The following is a 12,416-nucleotide window of genomic DNA, read 5'->3' on the forward strand; positions in this document are numbered from 1 at the left end:
CGCAAGCGCGCTAATCCACGGCCCTGGTCACGATCCGGATTTCCGAGGTCAGCGTCCGGTGCACCGGGCACTTGTCGGCGATCTCCATCAATTTCTTGCGCTGCTCGGGATCGAGCGCGCCGTCCATCGCGATGTCGCGCTCGATCTGGTCGAGCATGCCGTCGCGCGTCTCGCATTCCGCGCAGTCTTTCGCATAGATCTTAGAATGCTTCAGTGAGACGGTGACACGATCGAGCGGCAGCGACTTGCGGTCGGCGTAGAGGCGCATGGTCATGGAGGTGCAGGCCCCGAGGCCAGCGAGCAGAAGATCATAAGGACCAGGGCCGGCATCCTCGCCGCCAGCGGCGACCGGTTCATCCGCGATCAGGCGATGCGGACCGACAGAGATGACCTGGTTGAACTTGCTCTTGCGGGTCTCCTGCACCACGACCCGGCGCGGCGCCTCGGGAAGATCCATCGCCTTCGCCGGTTTGGCTGTGTCGATGTACCGGCTTGCCCAGGCCGCGATCATGTCGGCCGCGTAGAGCGCATCGGCCGGCTTGGTCAGGAGATGATCGGCATGATCGAGCGAGACAAAGCTCTTGGGATGCCGGGCGGAGACGAAGAGCTTGGTCGCATTGTCGATGCCGACGGTATCGTCGACTGGAGAATGCATGACCAACAGCGCCTTGTGCAGGCCGGTGACGTCCTTCATCAGCTCGTGCTCGGCGATGTCGTCGAGGAATTCGCGCTTGATCCGGAACGGGCGTCCCGCAAGCGAGACTTCGACCTCACCTTGGGTGCGAATGTCGTCGAGATGCTCTTTGAACAGGCCGGTGACGTGGGCGGGATCGGATGGTGCCGCAATGGTCACAACCGCCTTGGCCTCCGGGACGTGTCCGGCTGCGGCGAGGATCGCGGCGCCGCCGAGGCTGTGACCGATCAGGATGGACGGCGCCTTGCGGACGCTACGCAGATGATCGGCAGCGCGCACGAGATCGGCGACGTTGGAGGAAAACGTCGAATTGGCGAAATCCCCTTCACTGGAGCCGAGCCCGGTGAAGTCGAAGCGCAGCACCGCGATGCCCTTGGCGGCGAGCGCGACCGAGATGCGCTTGGCGGCCAGCGTCTCCTTGCCGCAAGTGAAGCAATGCGCGAACAGCGCGATGGCCGCCGGCTCGCCGTCGGGTAGCTCCAGCGAGGCCGAAAGTTGATGGCCGCCTTCGCCGGTGAATTGAAAGCGCTCTGTCGGCATGGGCTTCCCCCGTTCTTGCTTGAATCTAATCGCCCGAATAGCGCTGCTCTGCCCAGGGATCGCCGCGATTATGATAGCCGCGGACTTCCCAGAAGCCCGGCGCGTCCCCGGTCAGGAATTCGATCGACTGAACCCATTTGGCGCTCTTCCAGAAATACAGATGCGGCACCACCAGCCGCACCGGGCCGCCATGTTCGGCCGACAGTGGCTCACCGGACCAGCTATGGGCGAGCAATGCATCCTCGGCTGCAAAGTCGTCCAGCGCGAGGTTGGTGGTGTAGCCGTCATGGGAATGCAGCACGACGAAGCGCGCGTCCTCGCGCGGCTGGCAGGCCGCGAGCAGCTCGCGCGTAGCGAGCCCCTCCCACTCATTGTCGTAGCGCGACCAGGTCGTGACGCAGTGGATGTCGGAGGTGAACCGCGCCTGCTTCTGGGCGGCGAACTCGGCAAAGGTCCAGAACACGGGGGTCTCGATTGCGCCGTAGACGTCGAGCCGCCAGCGCTCGCGCGAAACTGGCGGCACGACGCCGAGATCGAGCACCGGCCAGTCTTTTGTCAGATGCTGGCCGGGCGGCAGGCGCTGATCTTCCGGGCGCGTGATCTTGCCGGTCAAAAAGTGGCCTTCGCGCGCCCATTTTTCCTTGGTGCGCGTCAGCTTGCTGTCGGATGGCGTCTCGTCGGTCATGAGCTACTCGTGCCGGTGCATCGCGGAGGCATGCATGGTGTCGCGCATGGTGGAATAGATGATCAGCGACAGGCAGATGATACCAGCGAGATAGTAGTAGAACCACTCCTCATGCCCGATGCTACGCCGAGGTTGCCGATCGAGCCGATGAAGGTCGCGTTGATCCGCGCTGGGCGCTGGCGATATCAAAATGCTCAGAGGCCGGTTTGATTGCTTGTCTCAGTCACGTCCAGCCTCTCCGCATCGCAATTTGGAGAGGTCTACATCGCCTTTCCAAGCAAAAATGGCAACTGGCGGGGACCTCTGACGGTTCCCTGTGACCAGGTCACCGTGCCCGCCGGATCGAGGGCGAAGTCCGGAATTCGCTTCAGCCATTCCTCCAACGCAACCTGCATCTCCATGCGCGCAAGGTTCGAGCCGACGCAGCGGTGGATACCGAGGCCGAAGGCGGCGTGGCGGTTCTCACGGCGGTCAATCACGACCTTGTCAGCATCCGGAAACATTTTCGGGTCACGGTTGGCGGCCGGGAAGGACAGCAGCACCATGTTGCCTGCCTTGACCGGGCAGCCGGAAATCGTAGTCTCCTTGACCACTTCGCGCGCCATCGTCACCGGCGAATAGGCGCGCAGCAGCTCCTCCACCGCGGTCGGGATCAGTCCGGGCTCGGCGACCAGGCGCTGGCGGTCGGCCGGCGTCCGGGCGAGGTGCCAGAGCGAGGAGCCGATCGCGCTCCAGGTGGTGTCGATGCCGGCGATCAGGAGCAGTCGCAGCGAGCCCAGCACGTGCGAATCCTCGAGCGGATTGCCCTCCTTGTCCCTGGCATTCATCAGGTAGGAAATGAGGTCGTCGGTCGGCTTGTTCTTGCGCGCTTCGATATGGGCGCTGAAATAGACGGTCATCTCTTGCACCGCCTGGAGCAGCGTGTTTTCGTCCTTGATGCCAAGTTCCAGGATCATGTGGATCCAGCGGATGAAGAGATCGCTGTCTGTCTCGGGGATGCCGAGCATGTGGGCGATCGCGCGAACCGGAATGTGCTTGGTGTAGCGCTCTGCCGCGTCCAGTCCGCCTTCAGTGATGAAACCGTCGATCAACTCGTTGCAGATCGCGCGCACCCGCGGTTCCAGCTTCTTCATCGCGTCCGGCGTAAACGGCGGCAGCAGCAATTGCTTGGCTGGCTTGTGCACCGGCGGATCGGACGTGATCGGCGGGGCGGAGTTTCTGCTGGTGATCTCCGGCCGAACGTCACGGACGATGATGCGGCGCGAGGAGAAATGCTCGCTGTCGTTGGCGATCTGGCGCACCGCTTCATAGGTCGTCGGCAGGTAGCAGCCGAGGAAGCGGTCGGTATGCACGACCGGGCTTGCGGCGCGCAGCTCGTCCCAGATCGGGAAAGGATCTTCCGTCCATTGCGGATCGGTGTGGTCGAAATCATGGACCCAGTCGGTCACGGGCGGATGGGCGGCGGGCTGGCTGACGTCGGACATCTCGAAATCCCTTGGGGCTCGTGTGCACGGAAGGCTCGCGGGGCAGCGGCTGCGCTACTCCTCGATCACGTCAATCGCGATTTCCGGACAATTGGATTTGGCGAGCCAGGCCTTGTCTTCGAGGCCGGATGGGACGGTGCCGTCGCCGGCTTCGTGGGCGTTGCCGTATTCGTCCAGCTCGAACAGCTCCGGCGCCAGCGCCTTGCAGCGCGCGTGCCCCTGGCATTTGTCCGGATCGACGCGAACCCTCAGTCGCTCTGTCATGGCGGCTTCCTCGGTCGTATGCGCTCCGGCCCTGAAGGCGGCGCGCGCTCCCATCTGAGTTCTTATTCAAGTTATAGGATATTACATTCGCGGCGGGCTTCCCCTGTCAAGCGCAAACTTATAGGCTCTGCGCAACATGCGTTCACAACTTTCCCGCAAGCCCGAGAACACCTACCACCATGGCGATCTCCGCGACGCCTTGATCAAGGCCGCGCTGCGCGAAGCCGAGCAGGGCGGGACGGAGGCGATCAGCATCAAGGCGCTGGCAAAGCAGCTGGGTGTCTCGCAGCCGGCGCCCTACCGGCATTTCGCCGATCGCGAGGCGCTGCTTGCGGCGGTGACGGCGGAGGCGTTCCGGCAGCTCAACGGGATCTTGCGGGCGGCGATGGCAAAGCCGTCGAAGCGGTCGAAGCTGTCGCTGTTGGCGCAGGCGACGCTGGATTTCGGCTTACGCCGCAATGGCATCTACCGCTTGATGTTCGCCTCTCGCACGGTGTCGTGTGCGGCGAAAGGTAGCGAGTTGCACGAAGCGACCCGCGAAACGTTTGCGCTCGTGATCGAGGCACTGGAAGCTCCGGCTGTTGATTACTTGCGCGAGCGGCAGGCGCTCAAGATCTGGGCGGCGGTGCACGGCGTGGTGATGCTGGCTGAGCAGGGACTGTTCACCGGCGAGGCGGCTCATGCCACGCGCGAAGACCTGGTCGAGGACTTTGTCAGCGAAACCAAGGCAGCGCTTGCGGTGGCGATCAAGGGCGCACGGCGCCGGAAAAAGGCCTGCGCTTAAGCCTTCACCGCAAACAGCTTCATCAGCTTCTCGACGGCGCTGTCGGGCGTGGTGACTACAGGGCGGCCGGTAGCTTCTGCCACGAGGGGCGCCGTTGCCGCGATGCTGAACTGCGCGAGCGCGATGACGTCGCAATCGCGCAAATCATGTGAGGCTTCCACGATCAGCCGGTCATGCCTAGCGCGGTCGCCGCGGTCGAGTGCCGCCAACGCGCCTTCGGCAAGTTTCGGCACGACCTGGACAGCGGGAGGAAACTCCGGCGGCATCGAGGCCAGCGTCGGCGCGAAAGTCGAGAGCAGGCCGATGCGCTGGCCCATCGTCACCGCCCGTTCGATCATGGCCTCGTTCGGCTTGAGCACCGGCATCGGCGCTTGCGCGCGCGCGACCGCCTCGATGCAGGGACCGAAGGCCGAGCAGGTGAACAGGATCGCATCCGCGCCTGTCGCCGCGGCGTAGTGGCCGAGCGCAAGGAAGCGTTCGGTGATGGCATCATTGAGCTTGCCGTCACGCGCCAGATCCGACGACAGGCTGTCATCGAGCAGGTTCATCAACCGCGCTTCCGGCCACGCCTTCGCGAACGCAGCTTCGATCGGGGCGATGGAATGCTTGAGGGCGTGGATCAGCGCGATGCGAGGAGACGTCATTGAACGTTACCTGATGCAAGGTCGCGTGCCCCGGACGCAGCGCGTCCGGGACACGAGAGGCGTTTACTTGAATGGCACCGCGTACATCAAGCCGCCCTTGCTCCAGAGGCCGTTGAGGCCGCGCTCGAGCTTGAGCGGGCTCGCCTTGCCGACATTGCGCTCATAGATCTCGCCGTAATTGCCGGTAGCCTTGATGGCTGTGACCAGCCATTTGTTGTCGAGCCCGAGCCGCGAGCCGAGATCGCCGGAGGCACCGAGCAGGCGCTGGATCGCGGGCGTCTGCGACTTCGCCATCTCGTCGACATTGCCTTGTGTGACGCCGAGCTCTTCGGCCTCGATCAAGCCGTAATGCAGCCAGGTGATGATGTCGCTCCAGACCTCGTCGCCATTGCGGGTGAAGGGGCCGAGCGGCTCCTTGCTGATGGTCTGCGGCAGCACGACGTAGTCGGCCGCGTTCGGCGCCGCGGTCGTCACGGCGCCTGCGAGCGCGGAAGCGTCCTGGGTCATGGCGTCGCAACGGCCGCCGAAGAAGGTCTGGTACATGGTGTCAACGCGGTCGAACACCAGCGGCTTCCAGTCGATGCCGTTGGCGCGGCCGTAATCGCCGAGCGTGACCTCATGCGTGGTGCCCTGCGCGACGCAGACGGTGGCGCCCTTGAGATCCCTAATCTCCTTCACGCCGAGGTCCTTCTTCACGACAAAGCCCTGGCCGTCGTAGAAGTTGACCGGTCCCTGCCGCAGGCCCAGCGTGACACCGCGCAGATAGGTCTGCGTCGAGTTGCGGTAGAGCACGTCGATCTCGCCGGACTGGAGCGCGGTGAAGCGGTTCTGCGCGGTCAGCGAGACGTAACGCACCTTGCTGGCATCGCCGAGCACGCCGGCGGCGAGCGCGCGGCAATAATCGACGTCGAGACCCTTGTAGTTGCCTTGCGAATCCGGCGCGGAGAAGCCGGCAAAACCGGCGCTAACGCCGCATATCAGCGTGCCGCGGCTCTTCACCGTGTCGAGCGTTGCCGCCGACGCGACCACCGTCGATGCCGCGAGCACGCCGGCTACGATAACCACTTTCCTCATCATGCTATTCTCTCCTCAGTGATTGACACGACGCAATACGTTGTCGACGGCGGTGCCGAGCTTGTCGACGATCAGGTCGATCTCCTCCGGCGAAGCGATATAGGGCGGCGCCAGCAGTACGTGGTCGCCACGGACGCCGTCCACGGTGCCGCCGCCGGGATAGCAGCCGAGACCGTTGGCGAAGGCCTCCGCCTTGATCTTCTGGTTCAGCTTCAGCGCGGGATCGAACGAGGTCCGGCTGGCGCGATCGGCGACGAGTTCGATCGCCCAGAACAGGCCGCGGCCCCTGATATCGCCGACGTGACGGTGATTGCCGAATCGCTCGATGAGCCGCTGCTCGAGCTGCTTGCCGCGCTCCTTGACCCGGTCGAGCAGGCCGTCCTCGCGGATCACGTCCTGCACCGCGAGCGCAGCAGCGCAAGCGAGGGGATGCGCGAGATACGTGTGGCCGTGCAGGAAGGCGCCCGAACCTGTGCGGACTGTGTCGATGATCCTGCCACTGGCCAGCATCGCGCCGATCGGCTGGTAGCCGCCGCCGAGACCCTTGGCGATCGCCTGGATGTCGGGCGCCACGCCTTCCTGCTCCCAGGCGTGCGTGGTGCCGGTGCGGCCCATGCCGCTCATGACCTCGTCGAGAATGAGCAGCGCGCCGTGGCGGTCGCAGATCTCGCGCACCGCCTTGAAGTAGCCGTCCGGCGCCGTCACGGCACCTGCGGTGGCGCCGACGACGGGCTCTGCGAGGAACGCCGCGACCGTATTGGGACCGAGGCACTGAAACTCGGCTTCGAGTTCGGCCGCGAGCCGGGCGACGAATTGCGCGTCGGATTCGCTCTCGTGCTTCTCGTGATAGGCGAAGGCTGGGGTCACATGGCTGAAGGCGTCGGAGAGCAGCGGCGCGTAGGGCGCGCGGCGCCAGGCATTGCCGCCCGCCGCGAGCGCGCCGAGCGTATTACCGTGATAGCTCTGCCGCCGCGCGATGAAGTGTTGCCGCTCCGGCTCGCCGCGCTCGATGAAAAATTGCCGCGCGAGCTTGATGCTGGCTTCAACCGCTTCCGATCCGCCGCTGACGAAATAGGCGTAGGCGAGGCCGCCGGGCTCATGGCCGACCAGCCTCTCGGCCAGCGCCTCCGCCGGCTCGGACGAGAAGAACGCGGTATGGGCATAAGCGAGGGTCGAAGCCTGCTTCGTGATCGCTGCGATCACGCGCGGATGCTGGTGGCCGAGACAGGAGACCGCAGCTCCGCCGGAGGCGTCGATGATGCGGCGCCCGTCCTCGGCAAAGAGATAGACGCCTTCGCCGGCGATCGCCTTGGGCGGCGTTTCGCGCAGCGAGCGATGCAGCACGCGGCTGGTGCGAGCGACCATGGGTCAACCTTTCTCTGAAACGTAAGTTGAGGCCGCGGCCAGCCGCGCCTCCGTATTCTCCAGGCGCTTCTTCGCGGCCGTGCCGCCGAGCGAAAACGTCACGGCGGCGAGCGATTGCGCGATCGCAATGGCGCCGGTGAGGCTGGGGAAAAAGCCGGGAGAGGAGGCCGCCTCGAACAGCAGCACGTGGTCGGCGCCTTCGGCCATTGGCGCCGAAGGGCTATCGGCGATCGCGATCAGGGTGGCGCCGGCACGATAGGCGGCCTGCGCCACCCGGACGCTCGCATGGGTGTAGGGCATGAAGCCAATGACGATGACGGCTTCGCCGGGCCGGAACGCGCCGAGGTCGAGATCGTCGGGGCCGGACGTGCCGACGAGTTGCACCTGTTCGGGGCGAAACAGCCGGAGCTCATAGTTGAGCAGTTCCGCGACGCTGCGGCAGCTTCGGTAGCCGGTGATCCAGACCCGCTTGGCATCGTGGAGCGCGCGTGCCGCCTCCGCAATCGGCTGGGCCGGGATGCGCGGAAGGCCGGCGGCCTCGGCTTCCAGCTTGTCGGTGACGAGCGCGACATCGGCATTCGGGCCGTGGCGGCGGCTCCTGGCGCGGCCGGAGAAGGGCGCTGTCTGCGAGGGCCGTCGCGCCTCCGTCAGTGCCGCGCGCAATTCGTCCCAGCCCGAATAGCCGATCGCCTTGGCAAGCCGCGTGAAGGCGGCGGGATCGGCGCCGGCAACCGCTGCGAGATCGCGCATCGAACGCGTGGTGGCGTCGTAATCGTTGGCCGCGACGAAACGCCCGACCTCCTGCAACCGCATCGGAAGCGATGGCAATGCAATGCGCAGTTCGCTCAGCGGCGAGGATTTGGCGGGCTCGGCCATGAAACATTTGTTGCACGAAGTAGAGTTTGGTGCAACAGTTGACGTACGCTGCCGGAAATCGCCGTTTTGAGAAGGATTTTTGTGCTGTGACGTCAGACGCTCCGAGACCGCCGCCGCGCCGTCGCTTCTTCGGCGCTTTCGGACAACGCGAGCTGAAAGGCCTGTTCTGGCAGGCCCTGGTGGTGGGGATCGCAGTCGCGGTCATCGCCTTCCTCTGGTCCAACACGGTCACCAATCTCTCCGCGCGCCGCATCACGACCGGTTTTGCCTTCCTAGGCCGAGAGGCCGGCATGCCCATCGCCGACAGCCTGCTCGCCTATAATCCGAGAGACTCATATCTCTGGGCCTTCGTCGTCGGCATCGCCAACACCCTGCGCGTCGCCGTGATCGGAATCGTGCTTGCAACCATCCTGGGCACGGTGATCGGCATCTCGCGGCTGTCGGCCAACTGGCTGCTGTCGCGGCTCGCCGCGGTGTATGTCGAAACGCTCCGCGACATCCCGCTGCTGCTCCAGCTCCTGTTCTGGTACGTGCTGATGCAAGCGCTGCCGGCCGCGCGTGCGGCATGGCGGCCGATCGAGGGCGTGTTCCTGTCTAATCGCGGGCTGATCCTGCCGGCGATTCCGATCGGGACGCCGCAGCTTTGGGTGCTCGGCACGGCAGTGCTCGGGCTTGTGGTGTTCTATGTCATCCAGCGGCGGCTCATCGCGCAGCAAATGCGCGACGGCAAGCCGCGCCCGGCCTGGCCGTTTGGACTCGGGTTGCTCGTTGGGCTGCCTGCGGCGCTGTCCGTGCTGCTCGGCGTGCCCTGGACGATCGAATGGCCTGGGTTGCGCGGCTTCAACTTCGTCGGCGGGCTGACGCTCGCGCCGGAATATTTCGCACTGCTGATCGCGCTTGTTACTTACACGTCAGCCTTCATCGCCGAAATCGTGCGCAGCGGCATTCAGTCCGTGCCGCGCGGTCAGTGGGATGCCGCCAATGCGCTCGGACTGCGCCGCAGCTTCATGCTGCGGCAGATCATCCTGCCACAGGCGCTACGCGTCATCGTGCCACCGATGACGAGCCAATACCTCAACCTGACCAAGAACTCTTCGCTCGCCGTGGCGATCGGATATCAGGACGTGGTCTCGATCGCCAACACGACGTTGAACCAGACCGGTCAGGCGATCGAGGCCATTGCGTTGATCATGGCGGTGTTTCTGACCATCAGCCTCGGCATCAGCTTTTTCATGAACTGGTACAATTCGCGCATCGCGCTTGTGGAGCGCTGACCATGACGGCGATCGCCGACATTCCAGAAGCACCGCGCACCGCCCGCCCGCAAATTGGCAATCCGGTGCTGCGCTGGCTGCGCACCAATTTGTTCTCGTCGATCCCCAACGGCATCCTTTCCGTCGTGTTGCTGGCGGTGCTCGCAAAGGCCATCTTCAGCTTCGCGCAATGGGGCATCGCCAATGCGGTCTGGCTCACCCCGGCGAACGATTCCAGCGCCTGCCGCGCGGTACGCGGCGTCGGTGCATGCTGGGCGATCATCCCCGAAAAATACCGCTTCATCCTGTTCGGCACCTATCCGTTCGACGAGCAGTGGCGGCCGGCGCTGGCGGTATTGCTGTTCATCGCCCTGTTCTATCTCTCCACCCGCCGCGCCCTATGGCGGCGCGAGCTGGCCTATCTCTGGATCGCCGCTCTCGCGCTGATCAGCATGTTGATGTGGGGCGGCATACTCGGCCTGTCGTTCGTCTCGCAGGACCGCTGGGGCGGTTTGCCCGTGACGCTGATCCTGGCGACCTTTGGTCTGGCTTTTGGCTTCCCGCTCGGCATCCTGGTCGCACTCGGCCGGCGCTCAAAGCTGCCGGCGATCCGCTCGCTCAGCGTGCTCTATGTCGAACTGATCCGCGGCGTGCCGCTGGTCAGTCTGCTGTTTATGGCCAGCGTGATGTTTCCGCTGTTCATGCCGAACGGATTCAACATCGACAAGCTCCTGCGCGCGCAGGTCGCGATCATCCTGTTCGCGGGTGCCTATCTTGCCGAAGTCATTCGCGGTGGCCTCCAGGCCGTGCCGCGCGGGCAATACGAGGCCGCCGACGCGCTCGGCCTGTCCTACTGGCGCAAGAACCGGCTGATCGTCCTGCCGCAGGCGATCCGCCACGTCATCCCGCCGCTGGTCAACACCTTCATCGCCTTCTTCAAGGACACCAGCCTCGTCCTGATCATCGGTATCTTCGACTTGCTGACAACGACCAAGACCGCGATCATCGATCCGGCGTGGCAGCAATTCTCCGTCGAGGTCTACATCTTCGTCGCCGGGATCTATTTTGTCTTCTGCTTCGCGATGTCGCGGTATAGCCGCAGCCTGGAGGCGACGAGCGGAAGGTGACTATCTCTCTTGTCCCGGCTCTGCAGCACACCGCTGAAGAAGCGCTGCGCCGCGTCCGGGACACGAGAGGCTAGTTCTTCACGCGCGGATCAATCGGTGTCGTGCCGCGCACGCCCAAAATATCCTCCAGCACCTTGGCGCCGGCGATCACATGCGCATCCGCGCGCGGAGCCCCGACGACCTGCAGGCCGACCGGAAGTCCCGATGCGGTGAAGCCGCACGGCAGCGACAGCGCGGGACAGCAGGCGAGCGTGATCGCATAGACGATGCCGAGCCACTCGACGTAATTGTCGAACTTCTTGCCGGCGCATTCGGCGACATAGCGATGCTCGATCGGGAAGGGCGGCACGATCGTGGTCGGTACCAGCAGCAGATCGTAGCTCTTGAAGAACTCGACCGCACGCGCGGTCATGCCGACGCGCTGCGCCTCGGCGCGTTCGAGCTGCTCGATCGTGAGCTTGAGGCCTTCCTCGATGTTCCAGATCACTTCGGGCTTGAGCAGGTCGCGCTTGGTGCGCAACAGATTGGCCTTGCTGATCGCAAAATCGAAGGCGCGCAACGTGTGGAAGCACTCGTGCGCCTCGCGCCAGTCCGGGTGCGCCTCCTCGACGATGGCGCCGGCTTCGGCAAAGCGTTCAGCCGCCTTGCGTGTGATCGCTTTGACTTCGGGATCGACCGGCGTAATGCCGAGATCGGGCGAGTAGGCGATGCGCTTCGGTTTCTTGCCTGATTGTGCCGCTGACAGGAATGAGGTCGCAGGCGCGGGAAGCGACAATGGATCGGCTGCATAGTCGCCACTCATGGCATCGAGCAGCAGCGCGAGATCCTCGACGTTGCGTGCCATCGGACCGACGACGCCGAGGTTACGATCGATGGCTGATTTTGGAGTATGTGCGACCCGGCCGATGCTCGGCCGCATGCCCACGACGCCGCAGAAAGCTGCCGGGCTGCGCAGACTGCCGCCCATGTCGGAGCCTTGCGCGACCCAGGCCATGCCGGTGGCGAGCGCAACGGCCGCGCCGCCTGACGAGCCGGCTGCCGACTTGGACGTATCCCACGGATTGAGAGTTGCGCCGAACACCTCGTTGAAGGTGTTGGCGCCCGCGCCGAATTCCGGCGTGTTCGACTTGGCATAGACGACCGCGCCGTTGGCCTCGAGATTTTCGACCAGGATGTCGGACGTCGCCGGGATGTTGTCCTTGAAGATCGGCGAGCCCTGGGTGTTCAGCACGCCAGCAACATCGGTCAGGTCCTTGATCGGCACTGGCAGGCCTGCTAGCAGCCCGCGCGCACCGGCCGGCTTCCGCATCAGCGCCTTTGCGCTATCTCGCGCGCGATCGAAGCACAGCGTCGGCAACGCGTTGACCTTGCCATCGACTTGACCGATGCGCTTCTCCAGCACATCCAGGAGCTCCAGCGGCGAGACGTCGCCGGACCGCAGCTTGTCGACGACGGTGCACGCGGTTTCGCGGATCAGGTCCTGAGACAATTATTTTACTCCTGTGCTTGTTCTAGGCTCCGTCATTGCGAGGAACGAAGCGACGAAGCAATCCAGACTTTTGCCGCAGATACATTTCTGGATTGCATCCGCCTTCGTTAAAGCTTCGGCGGACAAGTCGCTTCGCT

At 64.5% G+C, this 12,416-nt stretch carries 12 protein-coding genes; 3 read left to right on the plus strand and 9 right to left on the minus strand.

From position 1 onward, the window contains the following. Positions 1-10 precede the first annotated feature (10 nt). The 4 genes from IVB47_RS31180 to IVB47_RS31195 form a co-directional block, all read right to left on the minus strand. Positions 11-1,234, minus strand: a complete 1,224-nt coding sequence (locus IVB47_RS31180; protein WP_247467219.1) for a bifunctional alpha/beta hydrolase/OsmC family protein — start codon at positions 1,232-1,234, stop codon at positions 11-13. Positions 1,235-1,259: 25 nt separating this feature from the next. After that, a complete protein-coding gene (locus tag IVB47_RS31185; protein WP_247467223.1) occupies positions 1,260-1,919 on the minus strand; it encodes a sulfite oxidase-like oxidoreductase in 660 nt (219 codons plus the stop codon). 260 nt (positions 1,920-2,179) lie between these two features. After that, positions 2,180-3,403: a cytochrome P450 gene (locus IVB47_RS31190; RefSeq protein ID WP_027568924.1), complete on the minus strand. Its 1,224-nt coding sequence runs from the start codon at positions 3,401-3,403 to the stop codon at positions 2,180-2,182. A gap of 54 nt (positions 3,404-3,457) precedes the next feature. Further along, positions 3,458-3,667 (minus strand): ferredoxin, encoded by a 210-nt coding sequence (locus IVB47_RS31195; protein WP_027516766.1) that lies wholly within the window; start codon positions 3,665-3,667, stop codon positions 3,458-3,460. A gap of 136 nt (positions 3,668-3,803) precedes the next feature. Between IVB47_RS31195 and IVB47_RS31200 the strand changes: the two genes are divergently transcribed. Beyond that, a complete protein-coding gene (locus IVB47_RS31200) occupies positions 3,804-4,451 on the plus strand; it encodes a TetR/AcrR family transcriptional regulator (RefSeq protein WP_247467225.1) in 648 nt (215 codons plus the stop codon). Here the strand turns inward: IVB47_RS31200 and IVB47_RS31205 are convergent. The 4 genes from IVB47_RS31205 to IVB47_RS31220 all read right to left on the minus strand — a co-directional run bounded on the left by IVB47_RS31205 (position 4,448) and on the right by IVB47_RS31220 (position 8,410). Beyond that, positions 4,448-5,095 (minus strand): aspartate/glutamate racemase family protein, encoded by a 648-nt coding sequence (locus tag IVB47_RS31205; RefSeq protein ID WP_247467228.1) that lies wholly within the window; start codon positions 5,093-5,095, stop codon positions 4,448-4,450. The two genes, IVB47_RS31200 and IVB47_RS31205, sit on opposite strands and share 4 nt — an antisense overlap. A 63-nt stretch (positions 5,096-5,158) precedes the next feature. After that, on the minus strand, positions 5,159-6,172 hold the full coding sequence (locus tag IVB47_RS31210) for an amino acid ABC transporter substrate-binding protein (RefSeq protein ID WP_247467233.1): 1,014 nt from the start codon (positions 6,170-6,172) through the stop codon (positions 5,159-5,161). A gap of 12 nt (positions 6,173-6,184) precedes the next feature. Beyond that, positions 6,185-7,534, minus strand: a complete 1,350-nt coding sequence (locus IVB47_RS31215; RefSeq protein ID WP_247467236.1) for an aspartate aminotransferase family protein — start codon at positions 7,532-7,534, stop codon at positions 6,185-6,187. A gap of 3 nt (positions 7,535-7,537) precedes the next feature. After that, positions 7,538-8,410, minus strand: coding sequence for a MurR/RpiR family transcriptional regulator (locus tag IVB47_RS31220; protein WP_247467239.1), 873 nt, complete (start codon positions 8,408-8,410; stop codon positions 7,538-7,540). Positions 8,411-8,496: 86 nt separating this feature from the next. Between IVB47_RS31220 and IVB47_RS31225 the strand changes: the two genes are divergently transcribed. After that, positions 8,497-9,684, plus strand: a complete 1,188-nt coding sequence (locus IVB47_RS31225) for an ABC transporter permease subunit (RefSeq protein ID WP_247467242.1) — start codon at positions 8,497-8,499, stop codon at positions 9,682-9,684. A 2-nt stretch (positions 9,685-9,686) separates the two neighbouring features. Continuing rightward, the gene (locus IVB47_RS31230) at positions 9,687-10,790 is read left to right on the plus strand and encodes an amino acid ABC transporter permease (protein WP_247467246.1); all 1,104 of its coding nucleotides are present in this window, start codon (positions 9,687-9,689) and stop codon (positions 10,788-10,790) included. A 70-nt stretch (positions 10,791-10,860) separates the two neighbouring features. Here the strand turns inward: IVB47_RS31230 and IVB47_RS31235 are convergent, their stop codons facing one another. Beyond that, the gene (locus IVB47_RS31235) at positions 10,861-12,279 is read right to left on the minus strand and encodes an amidase family protein (protein WP_247467249.1); all 1,419 of its coding nucleotides are present in this window, start codon (positions 12,277-12,279) and stop codon (positions 10,861-10,863) included. Between the last annotated feature and the right edge of the window lie 137 nt (positions 12,280-12,416).

Origin of the sequence: Bradyrhizobium sp. 62, from assembly GCF_023073035.1 — a bacterium.
Taxonomy (GTDB): domain Bacteria; phylum Pseudomonadota; class Alphaproteobacteria; order Rhizobiales; family Xanthobacteraceae; genus Bradyrhizobium.

Excerpts from the sequence above, each read along its gene's own strand:
- IVB47_RS31210 (WP_247467233.1), bottom strand. The coding sequence starts at position 6,172 with ATGATGAGGAAAGTGGTTATCGTAGCCGGCGTGCTCGCGGCATCGACG.
- IVB47_RS31230 (WP_247467246.1), top strand. The coding sequence starts at position 9,687 with ATGACGGCGATCGCCGACATTCCAGAAGCACCGCGCACCGCCCGCCCG.
- IVB47_RS31200 (WP_247467225.1), top strand. The coding sequence starts at position 3,804 with ATGCGTTCACAACTTTCCCGCAAGCCCGAGAACACCTACCACCATGGC.
- IVB47_RS31215 (WP_247467236.1), bottom strand. The coding sequence starts at position 7,534 with ATGGTCGCTCGCACCAGCCGCGTGCTGCATCGCTCGCTGCGCGAAACG.
- IVB47_RS31205 (WP_247467228.1), bottom strand. The coding sequence starts at position 5,095 with ATGACGTCTCCTCGCATCGCGCTGATCCACGCCCTCAAGCATTCCATC.
- IVB47_RS31190 (WP_027568924.1), bottom strand. The coding sequence starts at position 3,403 with ATGTCCGACGTCAGCCAGCCCGCCGCCCATCCGCCCGTGACCGACTGG.
- IVB47_RS31180 (WP_247467219.1), bottom strand. The coding sequence starts at position 1,234 with ATGCCGACAGAGCGCTTTCAATTCACCGGCGAAGGCGGCCATCAACTT.
- IVB47_RS31220 (WP_247467239.1), bottom strand. The coding sequence starts at position 8,410 with ATGGCCGAGCCCGCCAAATCCTCGCCGCTGAGCGAACTGCGCATTGCA.
- IVB47_RS31185 (WP_247467223.1), bottom strand. The coding sequence starts at position 1,919 with ATGACCGACGAGACGCCATCCGACAGCAAGCTGACGCGCACCAAGGAA.
- IVB47_RS31195 (WP_027516766.1), bottom strand. The coding sequence starts at position 3,667 with ATGACAGAGCGACTGAGGGTTCGCGTCGATCCGGACAAATGCCAGGGG.